At 65.7% G+C, this 19,005-nt stretch carries 17 protein-coding genes; 9 read left to right on the forward strand and 8 right to left on the reverse strand.

Annotated features, from left to right (window positions below; translation table 11 throughout):
* Positions 1–15 precede the first annotated feature (15 nt).
* Positions 16–1,236, reverse strand: a complete 1,221-nt coding sequence (locus LFT46_RS18640) for a sarcosine oxidase subunit beta family protein (RefSeq protein WP_236799905.1) — start codon at positions 1,234–1,236, stop codon at positions 16–18.
* Positions 1,233–2,573: a serine hydroxymethyltransferase gene (glyA, locus tag LFT46_RS18645; RefSeq protein WP_236820642.1), complete on the reverse strand. Its 1,341-nt coding sequence runs from the start codon at positions 2,571–2,573 to the stop codon at positions 1,233–1,235. Before glyA ends, LFT46_RS18640 begins: the two co-directional genes overlap by 4 nt.
* Before the next feature lie 125 nt (positions 2,574–2,698).
* Between glyA and LFT46_RS18650 the strand changes: the two genes are divergently transcribed.
* Positions 2,699–3,367: a GntR family transcriptional regulator gene (locus LFT46_RS18650; protein WP_236820643.1), complete on the forward strand. Its 669-nt coding sequence runs from the start codon at positions 2,699–2,701 to the stop codon at positions 3,365–3,367.
* A gap of 20 nt (positions 3,368–3,387) precedes the next feature.
* Here LFT46_RS18650 and LFT46_RS18655 read toward each other — a convergent pair whose 3' ends face one another.
* Positions 3,388–4,440 carry a tartrate dehydrogenase gene (locus LFT46_RS18655; RefSeq protein ID WP_236820644.1) on the reverse strand — a complete coding sequence of 351 codons (1,053 nt, stop codon included), beginning with the start codon at positions 4,438–4,440 and terminating at the stop codon, positions 3,388–3,390.
* 198 nt (positions 4,441–4,638) lie between these two features.
* Here LFT46_RS18655 and LFT46_RS18660 point away from each other — a divergent pair, with 198 nt between their 5' ends.
* Positions 4,639–6,552: an amylosucrase gene (locus tag LFT46_RS18660; protein WP_236820645.1), complete on the forward strand. Its 1,914-nt coding sequence runs from the start codon at positions 4,639–4,641 to the stop codon at positions 6,550–6,552.
* Positions 6,553–6,605: 53 nt separating this feature from the next.
* Positions 6,606–7,460, forward strand: coding sequence for a prephenate dehydratase (locus tag LFT46_RS18665; RefSeq protein WP_236820646.1), 855 nt, complete (start codon positions 6,606–6,608; stop codon positions 7,458–7,460).
* Here the strand turns inward: LFT46_RS18665 and LFT46_RS18670 are convergent.
* Positions 7,433–9,361 (reverse strand): FAD-binding monooxygenase, encoded by a 1,929-nt coding sequence (locus tag LFT46_RS18670; protein WP_236820647.1) that lies wholly within the window; start codon positions 9,359–9,361, stop codon positions 7,433–7,435. The two genes, LFT46_RS18665 and LFT46_RS18670, sit on opposite strands and share 28 nt — an antisense overlap.
* 233 nt (positions 9,362–9,594) lie before the next feature.
* Between LFT46_RS18670 and LFT46_RS18675 the strand changes: the two genes are divergently transcribed.
* From LFT46_RS18675 to LFT46_RS18700, 6 genes are all read left to right on the forward strand, one after another.
* Positions 9,595–11,064 carry a fumarylacetoacetate hydrolase family protein gene (locus tag LFT46_RS18675; protein WP_236822080.1) on the forward strand — a complete coding sequence of 490 codons (1,470 nt, stop codon included), beginning with the start codon at positions 9,595–9,597 and terminating at the stop codon, positions 11,062–11,064.
* The gene (locus tag LFT46_RS18680) at positions 11,061–11,747 is read left to right on the forward strand and encodes a GntR family transcriptional regulator (protein WP_236820648.1); all 687 of its coding nucleotides are present in this window, start codon (positions 11,061–11,063) and stop codon (positions 11,745–11,747) included. Before LFT46_RS18675 ends, LFT46_RS18680 begins: the two co-directional genes overlap by 4 nt.
* Positions 11,748–11,808: 61 nt before the next feature.
* Positions 11,809–13,320 carry a 5-carboxymethyl-2-hydroxymuconate semialdehyde dehydrogenase gene (gene hpaE / locus LFT46_RS18685; RefSeq protein ID WP_236820649.1) on the forward strand — a complete coding sequence of 504 codons (1,512 nt, stop codon included), beginning with the start codon at positions 11,809–11,811 and terminating at the stop codon, positions 13,318–13,320.
* Positions 13,321–13,415: 95 nt separating this feature from the next.
* A complete protein-coding gene (gene hpaD, locus LFT46_RS18690; RefSeq protein ID WP_236820650.1) occupies positions 13,416–14,501 on the forward strand; it encodes a 3,4-dihydroxyphenylacetate 2,3-dioxygenase in 1,086 nt (361 codons plus the stop codon).
* Between the two features lie 2 nt (positions 14,502–14,503).
* Positions 14,504–15,289 (forward strand): 2-oxo-hept-4-ene-1,7-dioate hydratase, encoded by a 786-nt coding sequence (gene hpaH, locus LFT46_RS18695; RefSeq protein ID WP_236820651.1) that lies wholly within the window; start codon positions 14,504–14,506, stop codon positions 15,287–15,289.
* Positions 15,274–16,095: an HpcH/HpaI aldolase family protein gene (locus LFT46_RS18700; protein ID WP_236820652.1), complete on the forward strand. Its 822-nt coding sequence runs from the start codon at positions 15,274–15,276 to the stop codon at positions 16,093–16,095. Before hpaH ends, LFT46_RS18700 begins: the two co-directional genes overlap by 16 nt.
* A 123-nt stretch (positions 16,096–16,218) precedes the next feature.
* Here the strand turns inward: LFT46_RS18700 and LFT46_RS18705 are convergent, their stop codons facing one another.
* The 4 genes from LFT46_RS18705 to LFT46_RS18720 all read right to left on the reverse strand — a co-directional run bounded on the left by LFT46_RS18705 (position 16,219) and on the right by LFT46_RS18720 (position 19,002).
* Positions 16,219–16,605 carry a hypothetical protein gene (locus LFT46_RS18705; RefSeq protein ID WP_236822081.1) on the reverse strand — a complete coding sequence of 129 codons (387 nt, stop codon included), beginning with the start codon at positions 16,603–16,605 and terminating at the stop codon, positions 16,219–16,221.
* A gap of 182 nt (positions 16,606–16,787) precedes the next feature.
* A complete protein-coding gene (locus LFT46_RS18710; RefSeq protein ID WP_272910812.1) occupies positions 16,788–17,213 on the reverse strand; it encodes a heat shock protein transcriptional repressor HspR in 426 nt (141 codons plus the stop codon).
* A 14-nt stretch (positions 17,214–17,227) separates the two neighbouring features.
* Positions 17,228–18,199 (reverse strand): DnaJ C-terminal domain-containing protein, encoded by a 972-nt coding sequence (locus LFT46_RS18715; RefSeq protein ID WP_236820653.1) that lies wholly within the window; start codon positions 18,197–18,199, stop codon positions 17,228–17,230.
* 95 nt (positions 18,200–18,294) lie between these two features.
* Positions 18,295–19,002 carry a nucleotide exchange factor GrpE gene (locus tag LFT46_RS18720; RefSeq protein ID WP_236799921.1) on the reverse strand — a complete coding sequence of 236 codons (708 nt, stop codon included), beginning with the start codon at positions 19,000–19,002 and terminating at the stop codon, positions 18,295–18,297.
* Positions 19,003–19,005 lie beyond the last annotated feature (3 nt).

A 19,005-nucleotide genomic window follows, 5' to 3' on the forward strand; every position in this document is an offset into this window, starting at 1 on the left:
TTCTGGTGGCGGCGGCTAGTGGGCCACGGCGGCGGCGCCGTGTTCGTCGATGAGGGCGCCGGTTTCGAAGCGTTCCAGCGAGAACGGCGCATTCAGCTTGTGCGGCGCGCCGGTGGCGATGGTGTGCGCAAAGGTCATGCCGGCAGCGGGCGTTCCCTTGAACCCGCCGGTACCCCAGCCGCAGTTCACGAACATGTTCTCCACCGGGGTCAGGCCCACGATCGGCGAGGCGTCCAGGGTGGTGTCCACAATGCCGCCCCAGGTCCGGAGCACGTGGGCCCGGGCGAAGATGGGGAAGAGTTCGACGGCGGCCGCCATCTGCTGCTCGATCACATGGAAGGAGCCGCGCTGGCCGTAGCCGTTGTAGGAGTCCACGCCGGCGCCCATGACCAGTTCACCCTTGTGCGCCTGCGAAACGTAGACGTGGACGTGGTTGGACATGACCACCGTGGGGTGGACAGGCTCGTGCAGTTCGGAGACCAGGGCCTGCAGCGGATGGGACTGGATGGGTAGCTGGAAGCCTGCCATCTCGGCCAAAACCGAGCTGTGGCCGGCGGCGCACAGGCCAACTTTTTCGGTGTTGATGGTGCCGCGGTTGGTCTTGACGCCCACTACGCGGTCGCCGTCCTTGAGGAAGCCGGTCACCTCGCAGTTCTGGATAATGTCCACGCCCATTTCGTCGCACTTGCGGGCGAAGGCCCAGGCCACGTGGTCGTGCTTGGCGATGCCGGCGCGGGGCTGGTAGGTGGCGCCCATGACCGGGTAGCGGATGTTGTCCCGGATGTTCAGGATGGGGCAAAGTTCCTTGACCTGCTGCGGGTCCAGCCATTCGGCGTCCACGCCGTTGAGCTTGTTGGCGCCGACGCGGCGGATGCTTTCGCGCACGTCGCCCAGGGTGTGGGCCAGGTTCATCACGCCGCGCTGGCTGAACAGGAAGTCGTATTCGAGTTCCTCGGGCAGGATCTCCCACAGCTTGAGCGCGTGCTCGTAGATTGCGGCGCTCTCGTCCCAGAGGTAGTTGGAGCGGATGATGGTGGTGTTCCGGGCCATGTTGCCGCCGGCCAGCCAGCCCTTTTCCAGGACGGCGATGTTGGTCATCCCGTGGTTCTTGGCCAGGAAGTAGGCGGTGGCGAGGCCGTGCCCGCCGCCGCCGACGATCACGGCATCGTAGGAGGACTTGGGCTCCGGGTTGCGCCAGAGGAAATCCGGGTGCTCGGGGAGGAGGTCTGCGCTCACTGGGCTGCTCCAATCAGGTCTGCTTCGGCTTCTGCCAGGCTGGCGTCGGCGGTGAGGTGCGGGTACAGGGGGAACTTTTCGGCCAAGGCCGTCACCCGGGAGCGGAGTTCGGCGGCGGTGTCCCCGGGCAGGGTGCCGGTGGACGCCGACGCGATCAGGGCCGTCGCAATGATGTCCGCAACCTCGGTGAACTCGGCGGCGCCGAAACCGCGGGCGGCCAGGGCGGGTGTCCCGATCCGGAGGCCGGAGGAGACCATCGGCGGGCGGGGGTCGAAGGGGACGGCGTTGCGGTTGACGGTGATGCCGATCTGGTGGAGTGCGTCCTCGCCCTGCTGGCCGTCGAGTTCGGAGTGGCGCAGGTCCACCAGGACCAGGTGGACGTCGGTGCCGCCATTGACCACGGAGATGCCTGCCGCTGCCACGTCTTCCTTGAGGAGACGATCTGCCAGCAGCTTGGCGCCCGCCAGGACGCGCTCCTGACGCTCCTTGAATTCGGGGGCGGCGGCGAGCTTGAAGGCCACGGCCTTGGCGGCGACCACGTGCTCCAGGGGACCGCCCTGCTGGCCGGGGAACACGGCGCTGTTGATCTTCTTGGCGTATTCCTCCTTGGCGAGGATGACGCCGCCGCGGGGGCCGCCCAGGGTCTTGTGGGTGGTGGTGGTCACCACATCCGCGTAGGGGACGGGGTTGGGGTGCAGGCCTGCCGCCACCAAGCCGGCGAAGTGGGCCATGTCCACCATCAGGTAGGCGCCCACGAGGTCGGCGATCCGGCGGAACTCCGCGAAGTCCAGCTGGCGTGAGTAGGCGGACCAGCCGGCCACGATCAGCTTGGGCTTGTGCTCCAGGGCCAGGGCTTCCACCTCGGCCATATCAATCCGGAGGTCTTCCTCCCGGACGTGGTAGGGAACCACGTTGTAGAGCTTGCCGGAGAAGTTGATCTTCATGCCGTGGGTCAGGTGGCCGCCGTGCGCCAGGGACAGGCCAAGGATGGTGTCGCCGGGGTTCAGCAGGGCGAACATGGCGGCGGCGTTGGCCTGCGCGCCGGAGTGCGGCTGGACATTGGCGAACTCGGCGCCGAACAGGGCCTTCACGCGGTCGATGGCGAGCTGTTCGATGACGTCCACGTGCTCGCAGCCGCCGTAGTAGCGCTTGCCGGGGTAGCCCTCGGCGTACTTGTTGGTGAGGACCGAGCCCTGGGCCTCCATGACGGAGGACGGAGCAAAGTTCTCCGAGGCGATCATTTCCAAGGTGGACTGCTGGCGGTGCAGTTCCCGTGCCACAGCGGCGGCGACGTCGGCGTCGACCGTGGCGAGCGAGGCGTTCAGTACGTCCTGCATTGTTCTCCTTCAAAGCCCTTCGGAGTTACTGACCTATAACTGATCTGTAACTGATATATTAGAACTGTCGTAATAGTATGTTCCAGATCACTTGGACGTCAATAGCACTCCTGGGAAGGCTCGAAATGAGCGTCACATTAGAGAACCACCTGGCCGGGGAAGGAGATCTCTCACTCTCCGAACAGGCCTACCGACACCTCCGCGACCGGCTCATCATGCTGGACATCCGGCCGGGCGAGGCGATCAACGACGGCAAGCTGGCCGCCGAACTGGGGATTGGCCGGACGCCGGTCCGGGAAGCACTCAAGCGCCTGGAAAGCGACCATCTTGTGGTCTCATATCCCCGCCGCGGAACGTTCGCCACCATCGTCGACATCACCGAACTCGCCGACGTCTCCGAGCTGCGCGAATCCCTGGAGCCCCTGGCGGCACGCCGGGCGGCCAAGCTGGCAACGCCGGCTTTGCGCGCGGAGATTCGCGAGACCGCGGCGGCGATCGCCAAAATGGGGGACGGCTATGATCCCTACGACCTCATGCGGTACGACATCAAAGTCCACCGGCTGATCTACCGGGCCGCGGCCAACGCGCACCTCGAAGACGTCCTGATCCGCTACGACAACCTGGCCACCCGGATCTGGTGCATGGTGCTGGAAAAGGTGCCGTCCGTTGCGTCGCACATCGCCGAGCACGTGGAGCTGCTGGAGGCAGTGGCCGACGGCGATTCCGACCGGGCGGGCAAACTCGCCCTGGAGCACGTCACCAGTTTCGAACAGGCCATCCGCAGCGTGCTTTAGTCGTCGTGTTTAAAGCGCAGCTACTGCAGCCGCTGGCGCACTTCCTTCGCGAACTCCATGGTGGTGGCTGATCCGCCGAGGTCCGGAGTGGCCACTCCGTCCGCAAGCGTGGATTCGAAAGCGCTTGTCAGGGACCGCGCTGCCGCCACCTCCCCCAGGTGCTCCAACATCATGGCCGCAGCCCAAAGGGCACCGACCGGGTTAGCGATGCCCTTGCCGGCGATGTCCGGGGCAGAACCGTGAACGGGTTCGAACATCGACGGGAAGCGCCGTTCAGGGTTCAGGTTGGCGCTCGGCGCGATGCCGATGGAGCCGGCGACGCCGGCCACAAGGTCGGACAGGATATCGCCGAACAGATTCGAGGCCACGATGGTGCGGACACTGGTGGGCTTCATGACCAGCCGGGCAGCGAGCGCATCGATGAGCACCTTGTCCACGGTGACGCCTGGGAACTGGGCCACCGTGGAAGCGACCACTTCGTCCCAGAACGGCATGGTGTGGATGATGCCGTTGGATTTGGTGGCTGAGACCAGCGTTCCGCCACGGCCGGCGGCTGCTTGGGCTGCATAGCGCGCCGCCCTGCTGATGCCGGCCCTGGTAAACACACTCTCCTGGACGGCGAACTCCGCCTCCGTCCCGGCGCCAAAGCGCCCGCCGATCTGCGAGTATTCGCCCTCAACGTTCTCCCGCACCACCACAATGTCCAGGTCTTCGATGCCCGGCATCGCACCGGTGACGCCGGGCAGCAGCTTCATGGGGCGCAGGTTGATGTACTGGTCGAACTCGCGGCGGATGGGAATCAGCAGTCCCCACAGGGTCACGTCGTCCGGGACGTCAGGGGTTCCCACGGCGCCCAGGAAGATGCCGTCGCCACTGCTGAGCTGCTCAATACCGTCAACCGGCATCATCCTGCCGGTCTTGACGTACAGGTCGCTGTTCCAGTCCCGGACCCGCCAGGTAACGGTAAAGCCGTGCAGCCCGGCCAGGGCGTCCACGCATTCCATGGCCACGTCGGTGACATCCACGCCGATGCCGTCGCCGGGAATTGAGTCGATGGTGAAGTTGCGGCTCATGGGTTTCCTATCATTTCCGGCGTACCTGTATACGGATAAAGCTTAGGCCGGACTTGGCACCACCTGCTCCGGCCCACCGGGGCCCTGCGAAACGTAACCGTCCCGTCGCCGTCGGACGCCTTCCGCATGTGACGTGGAATACTTCCCTACAGGTGAGCGGCCAGGGAGGCCGGAGGAAGTGTGGAAAGGCCGGTCAACATGCAGGAAACGGTTAACGAGGACCAGCAGGCACGCCGGCATGTGCTGTCTGCTGTGTCCCGGGAACGCGGGCTTGGGCTGCGCCCGGACCCGGACTTCGACCGGCGCCTCGAGGAGCACTTTCCCACGCTCCGCAGCCTGTTCCACTCCCTGTACGGCGACCGCAATGACTGGCTGGACCAGCTCACGGACCTGGTCCTCCAATGTGCCCGCTCCTGGCAGGAGCGTTCCCCGGAGCTGAAGGCCCTGGACGCCGAACGCGAAGGGACTCCCGACTGGTTCCAGTCCAACCGGATGCTCGGCGGGGTCTGCTACGTGGACCGCTATGCCGAAAGCCTGGAAGGGGTGCGCGCCCGCATCCCGTACTTCAAGGAACTGGGCCTGACCTACCTGCACCTCATGCCCCTGTTCCTGGCACCCGAACCCCATTCGGACGGCGGCTACGCGGTCTCGAGCTACCGGCAGGTCAACCCGAAGGTGGGCACAATGGAGCAGCTGCGCTCCCTTGCAGCGGAGCTGAAGGCCAACGGCATCAGCCTGGTGGTGGATTTCATCTTCAACCACACCTCGGACGAGCACGAATGGGCCCGGAAGGCAGCCGCGGGAGATCCCGAATTCAGCGACTACTACTGGATCTTCCCGGACCGGACCATGCCGGACGCCTTCGAGGCGAACGTCCGCGAGATCTTTCCCGAGAACCACCCCGGCTCCTTCATCCAGATGGAGGACGGCCGGTGGGTGTGGGCCACGTTCCACACGTACCAGTGGGACCTGAACTACGCCAACCCGGAGGTGTTCCGGGCCATGGCCGGCGAGATGCTGTTCCTCGCCAACCAGGGCGTGGACATCCTGCGCATGGATGCGGTGGCGTTCATCTGGAAGCAGCTCGGCACGCCCTGCGAAAACCTCCCGCAGGCGCACACGCTGCTGCGGGCCTTCAACGCCGTGTGCCGGCTGGCGGCGCCGTCGCTGCTGTTCAAGTCAGAGGCCATCGTTCACCCGGACGAGGTGGCCCTGTACATCGACCCCAAAGAATGCCAGCTGTCCTACAACCCGCTGCAGATGGCCCTGATCTGGGAATCCCTGGCCACCCGCGATGCCTCGCTCCTGGCCCAGGCCCTGGAGCGCCGGCACAACATCCCGGACGGCACGGCCTGGGTGAACTACGTCCGCAGCCACGATGACATCGGCTGGACCTTCGCCGACGAGGACGCGGCCGAACTGGGCATCAACGGCTTTGACCACCGCCGTTTCCTGAACTCCTTCTACGTCAACAGGTTCCCGGGCAGCTTCGCCCGCGGCGTCCCCTTCCAGGACAATCCGAAGACCGGTGACTGCCGGATTTCAGGCACGACGGCGTCCCTGTGCGGCATGGAGCTTGACCCGGCTGAGGCGGTGGAACGGATCCTCCTGGCCCACTCGGTGCCGTTCAGCACCGGCGGCATCCCGCTGCTGTACCTGGGCGACGAGGTGGGCCAGGTCAACGACTATGGCTACGCGTCGGAACCGGGCCACGGGGAGGACAGCCGGTGGGTCCACCGCCCGCACTTTCCGGCGGAGCAGTACGCCCGCCGCCTGGATCCCGCCACTCCGGAAGGTGCAGTGTATGCAGGCCTGAAACGGATGATCGAGGTCCGGGCGAATACCGCTGAACTTGCCGGAACCACGCTGGTGGACTTCCACACGAACAACCGGTCAGTCCTGGCCTACCAGCGGCCCGGCGATCCGGAGGATGGCAGCGCGGTCCTTTCCCTTGCCAACTTCAGCGACTCCGCCCAGACCCTTCCGCCGGAGACCTTCGGCGGATTCGCGCCGGCCGCCGTCGACCTTCTCTCCGAAGCCGCCCTTCAGCTGGACGACGGCGTAACGCTCCTTCCCCGGCAATACCTCTGGCTGCGCGTCACCCCGGCGTAGCATCGCGGTGCCCGTTTTCTTAACCCGTGTCCGTGCGTGAAACGATACGGATTATGGCCTCCAAGATTGCGTACCAGGGTGAGCCCGGCGCCAACTCCAATATCGCGTGTCAGCAGATGTTCCCGGACATGGAAAGCGTTCCATGCGCCAGCTTCGAGGACGCCTTTGAGCTGGTGGCCAGCGGCGAGGCGGAGCTGGCCATGATCCCCATCGAGAACTCCATCGCCGGGCGGGTGGCGGACATCCATATCCTGCTGCCGCAGTCCAACCTGCAGATCGTGGGCGAGTATTTCCTGCCCATCCACTTCGACCTGCTGGGCATCCCGGGGAGCACCATCGAAGGTGCCACCGAGGTGCACAGCCACATCCACGCGCTGGGCCAGTGCCGGAAGCTGATCCGCGAACACGGCCTCAAGCCGGTCATCGCCGGTGACACCGCCGGGTCCGCCCGGGAAGTGGCCGAATGGAACGATCCCCGCAAGCTCTCCCTGGCTCCCCCGCTTGCCGCGCAGATCTACGGCCTGGATGTCCTGGCCTCGCGCGTGGAGGACGACCCCTCCAACACCACCCGCTTCGTGGTCCTGGCCCGGGAAACGGCACTGCCGGCCCGGGAGGAACTTCCCGGACCGGCAGTCACCAGCTTCGTGTTCCGCGTCCGCAACGTCCCCTCAGCCCTGTACAAGGCGCTGGGCGGTTTTGCCACCAACGGCGTGAACATGACCCGGCTGGAGAGCTACATGGTGGGCAACGAGTTCGCGGCCACCATGTTCATGGCCGACGTTGAAGGCCACCCCGAGGACCTGCCGCTCAAGCTGGCCCTCGAGGAACTGGACTTCTTCACCACCGAGGTGCGGATCCTGGGCGTCTACCCGGCCGCGGACTACCGCGCGGCAGCAGCCACAGCCTGACGGGGCTGCGTCACCGGTTCCCCGCGCTTGAGCAGCGGCCCGAAGAACGCCCCCAGCTCAGCAGTCGCCGCCAGCGGCAGGACGCTGGCCACGTACTGGTCCGGGCGGACCACCACGACGGCGCCGTTGCGGTCGATGCCGCGCAGGTCGAAGATGTCGGCCTTGGGATCCGTGGCGTACACCTTTTCGTAGTCGGTCAGCTTGAAGGGCCCCACCTGCGGCTTGAACACTGCAGGAACGGCCCCGATCTCGACGGCGGTGTGCGGCTGCTGGTAGACGACCTTCAGGTCGAACCACGCATCCGGGTCGGCGCCGGCAGGGGTGGCGGCGAGGGGGGATTCCGGCGAGTTGGCGAACCATTCCGCGAGCTTGTCCGTGGCGGTGCCGGTACCGGGCAGGGCGGGATCGGCGAAGACGTAGATCCGCCAGCGGCCGTCGGCGGTGGCGTGATGGCCCAGGTGGATGGGGTTGGTGTCACCGACGCGGACCACGGGTGCGGACTTGAAGCGCTTTCCGACCGGGAAGCCGGCAGCCAGGTCCTGGTGCCCGCTGCTGCCCACGATCAGCGACGGCGCGTACTGGGTCATGAAACCGGCCGGGAACTCCGCGGTGCGGACGTAGAACTCCTCCAGCTCCGACGGGTCCTCGAACTCCTCGGGCTTCTTGGCCATCATTGATGACCACTGCTTGTCGAAGTCGATCAGGTTCTTCGCCACCACCTGCCGCTCCTCGGAATAGGTGGAGAGCAGGCTTTCCGGGCTGCGGCCCTCAAGGACGTGCCCCAGCTTCCAGGCGATGTTGAAGCCGTCCTGCATGGAGACGTTCATGCCCTGGCCGGCCTTGGCACTGTGGGTGTGGCAGGCATCGCCGGTGATGAAGACCCGTGGGGTGCGGGTGCCGCGGTCCGCCGGCAGGACGTCGTCGAACCTGTCCGTGAGGCGGTGGCCCACCTCGTACACGCTGTGCCAGGCCACGTTGCGCACATCCAGGGTGTAGGGGTGGAGGATGTCGTTTGCCTTGGCGATGATCTGCTCAATGCTGGTGTTGCGCACAGCATGATGGGTGGCGGGATCCACTTCGCCCAGGTCCACGTACATGCGGAACAGGTGGCCGCCTTCGCGCGGAATCAGCAGGATGCTGCCCTTCTCGCCCTGGATGGCGCACTTGGTACGGATGTCGGGGAAGTCGGTGACGGCCAGGACGTCCATGACGCCCCAGGCGTGGTTGGCCTGGTCCCCTGCCATGGTGCAGCCAATCGCCTGGCGAACCTTGCTGCGGGCACCGTCGGCCCCCACCACGTACTTGGCGCGGACCGTCCGCTCCTGCCCCTCGTTGGGTCCTGCAGTGTGGAGCAGGGTCACGGTCACCGGGTAGTCCCCTTCAGTGGCGACGGTGAGGCCCTGGAATTCGTAGCCATAGTCGGGCTTGAGTCGGGTGGGCGAATTCGCGGCGAACTCGGCGAAGTAGTCCAGAACGCGTGCCTGGTTGACGATCAGGTGCGGGAACTCGCTGATGCCCATCTCGTCGTCCACGGCACGGGCAGAACGGACAATGTTGGCATGGTTGGCGGGATCAGGCTTCCAGAAGGCCATCTCCGTGATCCGGTACGCCTCGGCGGTGATGCGTTCCGCAAAGCCGAAGGCCTGGAAGGTCTCCACGCTGCGGGCCTGGATTCCGTCGGCCTGGCCGATGGCCAGCCTGCCGGGACGGCGCTCGACAATGCGGGTGGTCACGTTGGGGAACATCGACAGTTGCGCGGCGGCGAGCATACCGGCCGGGCCGGTGCCGACGATAAGGACGTCCACTTCCCCAGGGAGCTCCTCGGGGCGGTTCAGGCCGACGCCGGCTGCGGGCTGGACGCGCGGGTCACCGGATACGTATCCGTGGTGGTGGAACTGCACAGGCTTTCCTCACTTCATTGTGGATAACTGTTCCGTCAGATTTTGTTCGATATTGGAACATTAGATTCGATAATCGAAACTAAAAACTTGGTTTCAACTGTACGCCGCATGTGATGTGGGCGACAAGTGGACCAGGAGCTATCAGGAAAGCGGTAGAAAACCGGGGGTTGACGGACCGCGCGGAAGTGGCCATAGTGATCGTATACGATTTCGTACCTGATGAGGAGAAGGATTTGGAGCAGGTCAACGGCGACACCCTGGCGGCAGCACGCAAGGTGATCGCGGTGCATATCAACTACCCCAGCAGGGCTGCCCAGCGCGGCCGCACCCCGGCCCAGCCGTCCTACTTCCTCAAGCCTTCCAGCTCCCTGGCGCTCAGCGGAAGCCCCGTCGAGCGGCCAGCCGGCTGCGAACTGCTCGGCTACGAAGGCGAGATCGCCCTGGTGATCGGCAAGGCCGGCCGCCGCGTCAGCATGGAGGACGCGTGGAGCCATGTCGCCGCCGTCACGGCCAGCAATGACCTCGGCGTGTACGACCTGCGGTACGCCGACAAGGGTTCCAACCTTCGGTCCAAGGGCGGGGACGGGTTCACCCCCGTGGGCCCGGCACTGATCCCGGCAGACGCCGTCGACCCTTCCAGGCTCCGCATCCGCACCTGGCACAACGATGAGCTGGTCCAGGACGACACCACCGAAGACCTCCTCTTCCCGTTCGCCCGCCTCATCGCCGATCTCTCCCAGCTGCTCACCCTTGAGGAGGGGGACATCATCCTCACAGGCACCCCGGCCGGCGCCTCCGTGGCCCAGCCCGGCGACGTCCTGGAGGTTGAGGTGGCCAGCCTTGATGGTTCGCTCTCCACCGGCCGCCTGGTCACCAAAGTTGAGGAAGGCACGACGGCGTTCGCCGACTTTGGCGCGCAGCCCAAGGTCGATGACCTGCAGCGGGAGGAGGCCTACGGGTCGCGCGAAGCCGCAGGACTTGCCGGGGTTTCGCCCGCCCTCTCCCCGGAACTGAAGGCAAAACTTGAGTCGGTTGCCACCGCCACACTGTCCTCGCAAATGCGAAAGCGCGGCCTGAACAACGTCAGCATCGATGGGCTGCAGGCCACCCGGCCGGACCGCCGCGTGGTGGGCCTGGCCCGGACCCTCCGGTATGTGCCCAACCGCGAAGACCTGTTCAAGACCCACGGCGGCGGCTTCAACGCCCAGAAGAAGGCCATCGACTCCGTGAACGAGGGCGAAATCCTGGTCATGGAAGCCCGCGGCGAGAAGGGCACCGGCACGGTGGGCGACATCCTGGCCCTCCGTGCCCAGGTGCGGGGCGCCGCTGCCATCATTACCGACGGCGGCGTGCGGGACTACTCGGCCGTCGCGGACCTGCAAATGCCCACCTACTTCGCCAACCCTCACCCTGCCGTACTGGGACGGCGCCACATTCCGTGGGACACCGACATCACCATCGCCTGCGGCGGCGCCACCGTGCAGCCCGGCGACATCATCGTGGCCGACTCGGACGGAATCCTGGTGATCCCGCCGGCCATCGCCGAGGAACTGGTGGACGACTGCATCCAGCAGGAGAAGGAAGAAGCCTTCATCTTCGAGATGGTCAAGCAGGGCAACAGCGTGGATGGCCTCTACCCCATGAACGCCGAATGGCAGAAGAGGTACGTGGAGTGGGAACGGATGGGCAGGCAGCACCAATGACTGAGACAGCATTGACCGGCGTGCCGGAGCTTTCCGATACCCCTGCTGGCAGCAAGTCGGAGCAGGCCTACCAGTCCGTCAAGGCCCGGATCGTGGAAGGCACCTACACCCCCGGATACCGGCTGGTCCTGGGGGCCATCGCCAAGGACCTGGGGTTCAGCGTGGTCCCGGTGCGGGAGGCCATCCGGCGACTGGAAGCCGAGGGCCTGGTGACCTTCGAACGGAACGTCGGCGCCACCGTGGCAGGAATCGATCCCACGGAGTACCTGTACACGATGCAGACCCTCAGCATTGTGGAGGGGGCCGCGACGGCACTGTCGGCCCCGCTGATCGACTCCGCCGCGGTGGCCCGGGCCCGGGCTGTGAACCAGGAGATGCGCGAGTGTTTGGAACACTTCGATCCGGTCCGGTTCACGCAGCTCAACCAGGACTTCCACAGCGTCCTGTTCGAGCACTGCCCCAACCCGCACATCCTGGACCTGGTGCACCGCGGCTGGAACCGGCTCGCATCCCTCCGGTCCTCCACCTTCCGCTTCGTCCCCGGCCGCGCCCGCGACTCCGTGGAGGAACACGAGAACCTGCTGAAACTCCTCGAGACGGGAGCCGACGCGGACGCCATCGAAAAGGCAGCCCGGCTCCACCGGACAGCAACGTTGGACGCGTACCTCGCCCAAACCCCCTAAGCGCGAACCACCCGGACGCGCAAACCCTTGCAGGACAAAGAACACAGTTAGGACTTCAACGATGACTGCCTCTGTAGAAACCGCCAAGCATTACGTTCCGGAGGATCTGCCCACGCACATCCAGCACTACATCAACGGCCAGTTCGTGGACTCCGTGGGCGGCAAGACCTTCGACGTCCTGGACCCGGTCTCCAACCGGAACTACGCCACGGCAGCGGCGGGTCAGAAGGAAGACATCGACCTCGCCGTGGCTGCCGCCCGCGAAGCGTTCGTCAATGGCCCATGGCCGAAGATGAAGCCCCGCGAGCGCGCCCGCATCCTCAACAAAATCGCCGATGCCGTCGAGGCCCAGGAAGGCCGCCTGGCAGAACTCGAAACCTTCGACACGGGCCTGCCCATCACCCAGGCCAAGGGCCAGGCGCTGCGCGCGGCGGAGAACTTCCGGTTCTTCGCGGACCTGATTGTCGCCCAGTTCGACGATGCCATGAAGGTCCCCGGCTCCCAGATCAACTATGTGAACCGCAAGCCGATCGGTGTCGCCGGCCTGATTACCCCGTGGAACACCCCGTTCATGCTTGAGTCCTGGAAGCTCGCCCCGGCCCTTGCCACCGGCAACACCGTGGTCCTCAAGCCCGCCGAGTTCACTCCCCTGTCCGCTTCGCTGTGGGCCACCATCTTCAAGGACGCCGGTCTGCCCGACGGTGTCTTCAACCTGGTCAACGGCCTGGGCGAGGAAGCCGGCGACGCACTGGTCAAGCACCCGGACGTCCCGCTAATCTCCTTCACCGGCGAGACCACCACCGGCCAGACGATCTTCCGCAACGCCGCAACCAACCTCAAGGGCCTGTCCATGGAGCTTGGCGGCAAGTCCCCCTGCGTCATCTTCGCTGATGCGGACCTGGACGCCGCCATCGATTCCGCCCTGTTCGGCGTCTTCTCCCTCAATGGGGAGCGCTGCACCGCAGGTTCCCGCATCCTGGTGGAACGCGGCATTTACGACGAATTCTGCGAGAAGTACGCCGCCCGGGCCAGGAACATCGTGGTCGGCGACCCCCACGACCCCAAGACCCAGGTGGGAGCCCTGGTCCACCCCGAGCACTACGAGAAGGTGGCTTCCTACGTGGAGATCGGCAAGTCCGAAGGCCGGCTCCTGGCCGGCGGCGGCCGCCCCGACCACCTGCCCGAAGGCAACTACATCGCACCCACGGTGTTTGCCGACGTCGCACCCGACGCCCGGATCTTCCAAGAGGAAGTCTTCGGACCCGTCGTGGCCATCACCCCGTTCGAGAACGACGACGAAGCCCTCACGCTGGCCAACAACACCAAGTACGGCCTGGCGGCCTACATCTGGACCCAGAACCTGACCCGGGCGCACAACTTCTCGCAAAACGTGGAAGCCGGCATGGTCTGGCTGAACAGCCACAACGTCCGCGACCTGCGTACCCCGTTCGGCGGTGTCAAGGCATCCGGCCTGGGCCACGAGGGCGGCTACCGCTCCATCGACTTCTACACCGACCAGCAGGCCGTGCACATCACGCTCGGCTCCGTCCACACCCCCAAATTCGGCGTCTAGCCCAACTAGCTCGCACTTGTTGTCGTTTTGAAGCTCCAAAACGACAACTACTGCCAGTCAGATGGGGAAAGCCCTTTCAAAGAAGAGAGAATCCCATGACCAACTTCGTTCCCACCCCCACCGTCCCTGCTCCGGACATCGTGCGCTGCGCCTACATGGAAATCGTGGTCACGGACCTCGCCAGGTCCCGCGAGTTCTACGTGGACGTCCTGGGCCTGCACGTCACCGAAGAGGACGAGAACGCCATCTACCTGCGCTCCCTGGAGGAGTTCATCCACCACAACCTGGTGCTGCGCAAGGGACCGGTCGCCGCCGTCGCCGCGTTCGCCTACCGGGTGAAGTCCGCCGCCGAGGTGGACGCCGCCGAGGCCTACTACAAGGAGCTCGGCTGCCGGGTGGAGCGCCGCAAGGAAGGCTTCACCAAGGGCATCGGCGACTCCGTGCGCGTGGAGGACCCGCTGGGCTTCCCCTACGAGTTCTTCTACGAGGTGGAACACGTCGATCGCCTCACCCAGCGCTACGACCTTTACTCGGCCGGTGAACTGGTCCGCCTGGACCACTTCAACCAGGTCACCCCCGACGTCCCGCGCGGCCGGGCGTACCTGGAGGACCTCGGCTTCCGCGTATCCGAGGACATCAAGGATTCCGACGGCGTCACCTATGCCGCCTGGATGCACCGCAAGCAGACGGTCCACGACACGGCCCTGACCGGCGGCAACGGCCCGCGCATGCACCACGTCGCGTTCGCCACCCACGAGAAGCACAACATCATCCAGATCTGCGACAAGATGGGCGCCCTGCGCATCAGCGACCGGATCGAACGCGGCCCCGGCCGGCACGGCGTGTCCAACGCCTTCTACCTCTACATCCTGGACCCGGACGGCCACCGCATCGAGATCTACACCCAGGACTACTACACCGGCGATCCCGACAACCCCACCATCACCTGGGACGTCCACGACAACCAGCGCCGCGACTGGTGGGGCAACCCCGTCGTGCCCTCCTGGTACACCGAGGCCTCCCTGGTCCTGGACCTGGACGGCAACCCGCAGCCGGTCATCGTCCGCGAGGAAAAGTCCGAGATGGCGGTGACCGTGGGGGCCGACGGCTTCTCCTACACCCGCAAGGACGGTTCGCCCGAAGGCGACCGGACCGGCTTCAAGCTGGGAGTCCAGGTCTAGCCATGCTTGAGCCGACGACGATTGAGGCCATCGCGGACGAGCTGGTGGAAGCCGGCCGGACCCGCACCCCTGTTCCCCGCCTGACCGCCCGCTACCCTGGCATGACGGTGGAGGACTCCTACGCGGTGCAACAGCTGTGGCGGCGCCGGAACGAAGACGCAGGCAGGACCCTGGTGGGGCGCAAGATCGGCCTCACGTCCAGGGCCATGCAGGCCGCCACGGGCATCACGGAACCGGACTACGGCGCCATCTTCGATGACATGGTGCTGGAAACCGGCTGCTCGGTCCAGTGGGACCAGTACACGCACCCGCGGGTGGAGGTGGAGCTGGCGTTCGTGTTGAAGGACGGGCTCAAGGGCCCGGGCGTGACCATTTTCGATGTCCTGAAGGCCACCGACTACGTGGTTCCGGCCCTCGAGATCCTGGACTCCCGGATCGAAATGGAGGGCCGGACCATCGTGGACACCATCTCGGACAACGCGGCCATGGGCGCCATGGTGATCGGCGGCAACCCGGTGAAGCCGGACGCCGTGGACCTGCGCTGGGTCTCCGCCATCCTCTACAAGAACCAGACCGTGGAGGAGACCGGGGTTGCCGCCGGAGTCCTGGACCACCCCGCCAACGGGGTCCATTGGCTGGCCAACAAGATCGCCGCCCACGGTGACGCGTTGAAGGCCGGGGACATCATCCTGGCCGGTTCCTTCACCCGTCCCCTGTGGGTGTACAAGGGTGATACCGTGCATGCCGACTACGGACCGCTGGGGAGCGTGACATGCCGTTTCGAATAGAGGACACCTTCCGGTCCGCGCTGGCTGCGGAAAAGCACAAGGGTAAGGCAGGCCGGCCGCTGGCCGGCATGTGGGTCTGCTCCGGCAGCCCGCTCATCGCCGAACTCTGCGCCGGATCCGGACTGGACTGGCTGCTGATCGATGCCGAACACAGCCCCAACGGACTCGAATCCATCCTCGCCCAGCTCCAGGCCATCCACGGCTACCCTGTGCATACCCTGGTCCGGCCGCCGGTCAACGACACCGTGGTGATCAAGCAGTACCTGGACCTGGGCGTGCAGAACCTGCTGATCCCCATGGTCAACTCGGTCGCCGAGGCCGAGGCCGCCGTGGCCGCCACCCGATACCCGCCGCAGGGCGTCCGGGGCGTGGGCTCCGCTCTTGCCCGCGCCGCACGGTGGAACCGGGTTCCGGACTACCTGGCCAAGGCCAACGAGACCATCAGCGTCACCGTCCAGATCGAATCCACGGCCGCCGTCGAGTCAGTGGAGGACATCCTCAAGGTCGACGGCGTGGACGCCGTCTTCGTCGGCCCGTCAGACCTCGCGGCCTCCATGGGACTGCTGGGACAGCAGGAACACCCCGACGTGCGCGCCGCCGTCGAACACTGCCTCGCCGCCGCCAAAACGGCCGGGAAACCTGCCGGCGTTAACGCCTTCAACCCGGACACCGCGCAGCATTATCTCGACCACGGCGCCGATTTCATCCTGGTTGGCGCCGACGTCGCCCTCCTGGCCCGCGGCTCCGAAGCCCTCGCGGCGAAGTTCGTAAAGCCAATCGACGGCGAAACACGGCCCAGCTACTAAGCCCCGGTGGTTGAGCCCGCTGCCGGACTGGCCCAGTTTTAGACGCGGAAAACCCGGAAACCCGGGCTCCCGTCGTGGGTTATCTCCGAAAAGTGGGCCAGTGTGGCACAGGGGCCTTCGTTGCTAGCCCATGGCCGGGGCGGCTGACGTCCGGCCGGCGAACTGCCGGCGGGCCCAGCGTGCCAGTTTCTTGCCCTTGCCCTTCCACCAGTTGTCCTCGTCCTGGTTGTGGTGGAACCGGAAGACGATGGCCACCAGCACGAACATGCCCATCACCACATCCATCCAGGAGGAAACCACCAAGGCGATGAAGACGGTCATGGCATTGGCCATGATGGACGGGATGGCCAGGGTCCGGAACACCGTGCTGGCCACGTAGCGCCGGTGCGACCTCGGGACGGAAAGCTCGCGGACCATGTCGAAGCAGACGCAGACCACCACGACAGTCTGCCCGATGGCCAGCAGGATCTGCCCAGGCAGGGAGTGGCTGAACGCGGCCACCGATTCCATTCCCGGACTCATGGCCGGGCCTTGCGGATGAGACCTTTGCTGAGAACTCTAAACACGGAAAAACCCCCAGAACTTGTGGAACCACCGCCGCTGATCCGGCGATGGTTCCATTCAAGTTTTAGGGGGCTGTCCGGTCACGAGTAGTAGGTACTCTATTTTCGGCAGGCAGCGGAATGCAGTACCTACTGCCCAATGGCCCGGGGCCGCCACAGCATGACAGCCTGCGACCTGGGCCGGGGCCGCTGTCCGCGTGCCAGGCTCACCACGTCACCGGCTGCGCCGGCAGCAAAGATCCGCGAGTCCACCGCACGGGGCCGGCGGCCCAGTTCCTCGGTGAGCTCGGTGATGCGGCTCTGGAGGGCCGCGACCTGGTTTTCGAGTTCCAGGATGCGCTTGATGCCCTCGAGCGATACGCCTTCCTGGGACAGCCGCTGCACTTCCCGCAGCATGTTCACATCACGCTGCGAATAGCGCCGCGATTTCCCGGGGGCGCGGCTGGGCTTGACGATGCCCAGCCGGTCGTACTGCCGCAGGGTCTGCGGATGCATGTCCGCCAGCTCGGCCGCCACGGAGATCACGAAGATCGGCTGGTCAGCACTGATGTCCACGGCTCACCTCCGCCCTAAAGCCGGGCCTTGGCTGCCAGGCCCTCGCGGACGTCCGCCGACGACGTTGCCTCGGCGAACGCCTTGACCGCAGCTTCGGCGTCCTTGTTGAGATTCTTGGGAACTGCGACGTCGATGGTCACCAGAAGGTCGCCGGTGCCCTTGGAGGTCTTCACGCCTTTGCCCTTCACCCGCAGGGTGCGTCCCGACGGCGTGCCCGCCGGGACGCGGACCTTCACCTTGTCGCCGTCGATGGTAGGCACTTCGATGTCGGCGCCCAGGGCAGCCTCCGGGAAGGTGACCGGGACGTGGATGCGGAGGTTGTCGCCGTCGCGCGTGTAAAAAGCGTGGGGCTGGACGGAGACGGACACCACCAGGTCGCCGCTGCCGGCAGCACCCGGCTGGCCCTTGCCGCGCACGCGGACCTTCTGGCCGTCCTTGATGCCGGCAGGAACGCGGACATCGATGACTTCGCCGCTGGGCTCGCGCAGGCCGATAGTGGTGCCGCGGATGGAACCGGCAAAGGAAATGCTGGTGGAAGCGGTCCGGTCAGCGCCCTTCTGCGGCGTGCGCTGGAACCCGGGGGCACCGCCGAAGCCGCCAAAAAGATCCGCGAACTCGGGAGGGATGCCACCGGCGGAAGGATTGAACCCGCCCGCATGGCGTCCGGTGTTGCCGGTGAACAGGCCGCCGAACATGTCCTCGAACCCGCCGTTGCCACCGGCGGCACCGCCGGGAGCAAACCGCGCCCCGCTGCCCATGGCCCGGATGGCGTCATACTGCTGGCGCTCATCGGGATCCGAAAGCACCGAATAAGCCTCGGAGATGTCCTTGAACTTCTTCTCGGAAGCAGCGTTCCCCGCATTCGTATCAGGGTGGTGCTGGCGCGCAAGCTTCCGGTAGGCCTTCTTGATGTCGGCGTCGGAAGCGTCCTTGGCAACACCAAGGATCTTGTAAAAGTCCTTGTCCACCCAATCCTGGCTAGCCAATGGCGTTTCCTTTCAAAAAGTACGTGCCGAGATGGCAGTTCACATCAGTGTTCTTACGAATCATTGCTGCGAACTGCCATCTCGTTGGAGTAATGCTACGCAGGTACAGCGACGATGACCTGGGCTGCGCGGAGGACGCGGTCTCCTGATTTGTAGCCTGAGCGGAGCACCTGGCTGACGGTGTCAACCTCGATGTCCTCGCCGGGCTGCTGGATCAGGGCCTCGTGGATCGTGGGATCGAACTCCACGCCGGTCTCGTTGATGCGGACCAGGCCGTACGTCTTCAGCGCGTTCTCCAGTTTGTTGGCGATCGCGGCGAAGGGTCCGTCGGTGAGGTCGCCGTGCTGACGGGCGGCGTCGACGTCGTCCAGGACCGGGAGCAGGGAGTTCAGGACGCCGATGACGGCCATTTCCCCTGCCACGGCGCGGTCGCGTTCAACGCGCTTGCGGTAGTTGACGTACTCAGCCTGGAGGCGGAGCAGGTCGTTGCGCAGTTCGGCTGCCTCGGCGTTGCCGGTTGATCCTGCCGGTGCCCCCTGGGCCACGGATTCCTCGGCCGGCACGTCCACGCCGTTGAGAATCTCCTCGGCCTGGGCCAGTGCGTCGCCGTCGGAATCTGCTCCGGCCTGGGAACCGGCCCCGGGGGCAGTGTTTCCGCCTTCAGCGTGACTGCCCTCGGGGTGCCGGGCCTGCCCGGTCACCGGGTCAACCTTGCGGTTGTCCCGGATGATCGGTTCGCCGTTCTGACCGCGCTCCTGGCCGGCGGATGCGTTGTGCTCTTCCTCGTTACCGTGGTGCGGCATGGG

The organism is Arthrobacter sp. FW306-07-I (genome assembly GCF_021800405.1).
Classification (GTDB): Bacteria; Actinomycetota; Actinomycetes; order Actinomycetales; family Micrococcaceae; genus Arthrobacter.

Bases quoted from the DNA above. Each gene is read 5' to 3' on its own strand.
- glyA (WP_236820642.1), bottom strand. From the start codon at position 2,573: ATGCAGGACGTACTGAACGCCTCGCTCGCCACGGTCGACGCCGACGTC.
- LFT46_RS18650 (WP_236820643.1), top strand. From the start codon at position 2,699: ATGAGCGTCACATTAGAGAACCACCTGGCCGGGGAAGGAGATCTCTCA.
- LFT46_RS18655 (WP_236820644.1), bottom strand. From the start codon at position 4,440: ATGAGCCGCAACTTCACCATCGACTCAATTCCCGGCGACGGCATCGGC.
- LFT46_RS18660 (WP_236820645.1), top strand. From the start codon at position 4,639: ATGCAGGAAACGGTTAACGAGGACCAGCAGGCACGCCGGCATGTGCTG.
- LFT46_RS18665 (WP_236820646.1), top strand. From the start codon at position 6,606: ATGGCCTCCAAGATTGCGTACCAGGGTGAGCCCGGCGCCAACTCCAAT.
- LFT46_RS18680 (WP_236820648.1), top strand. From the start codon at position 11,061: ATGACTGAGACAGCATTGACCGGCGTGCCGGAGCTTTCCGATACCCCT.
- hpaE (WP_236820649.1), top strand. From the start codon at position 11,809: ATGACTGCCTCTGTAGAAACCGCCAAGCATTACGTTCCGGAGGATCTG.
- hpaD (WP_236820650.1), top strand. From the start codon at position 13,416: ATGACCAACTTCGTTCCCACCCCCACCGTCCCTGCTCCGGACATCGTG.
- hpaH (WP_236820651.1), top strand. From the start codon at position 14,504: ATGCTTGAGCCGACGACGATTGAGGCCATCGCGGACGAGCTGGTGGAA.
- LFT46_RS18700 (WP_236820652.1), top strand. From the start codon at position 15,274: ATGCCGTTTCGAATAGAGGACACCTTCCGGTCCGCGCTGGCTGCGGAA.
- LFT46_RS18705 (WP_236822081.1), bottom strand. From the start codon at position 16,605: ATGGAATCGGTGGCCGCGTTCAGCCACTCCCTGCCTGGGCAGATCCTG.
- LFT46_RS18720 (WP_236799921.1), bottom strand. From the start codon at position 19,002: ATGCCGCACCACGGTAACGAGGAAGAGCACAACGCATCCGCCGGCCAG.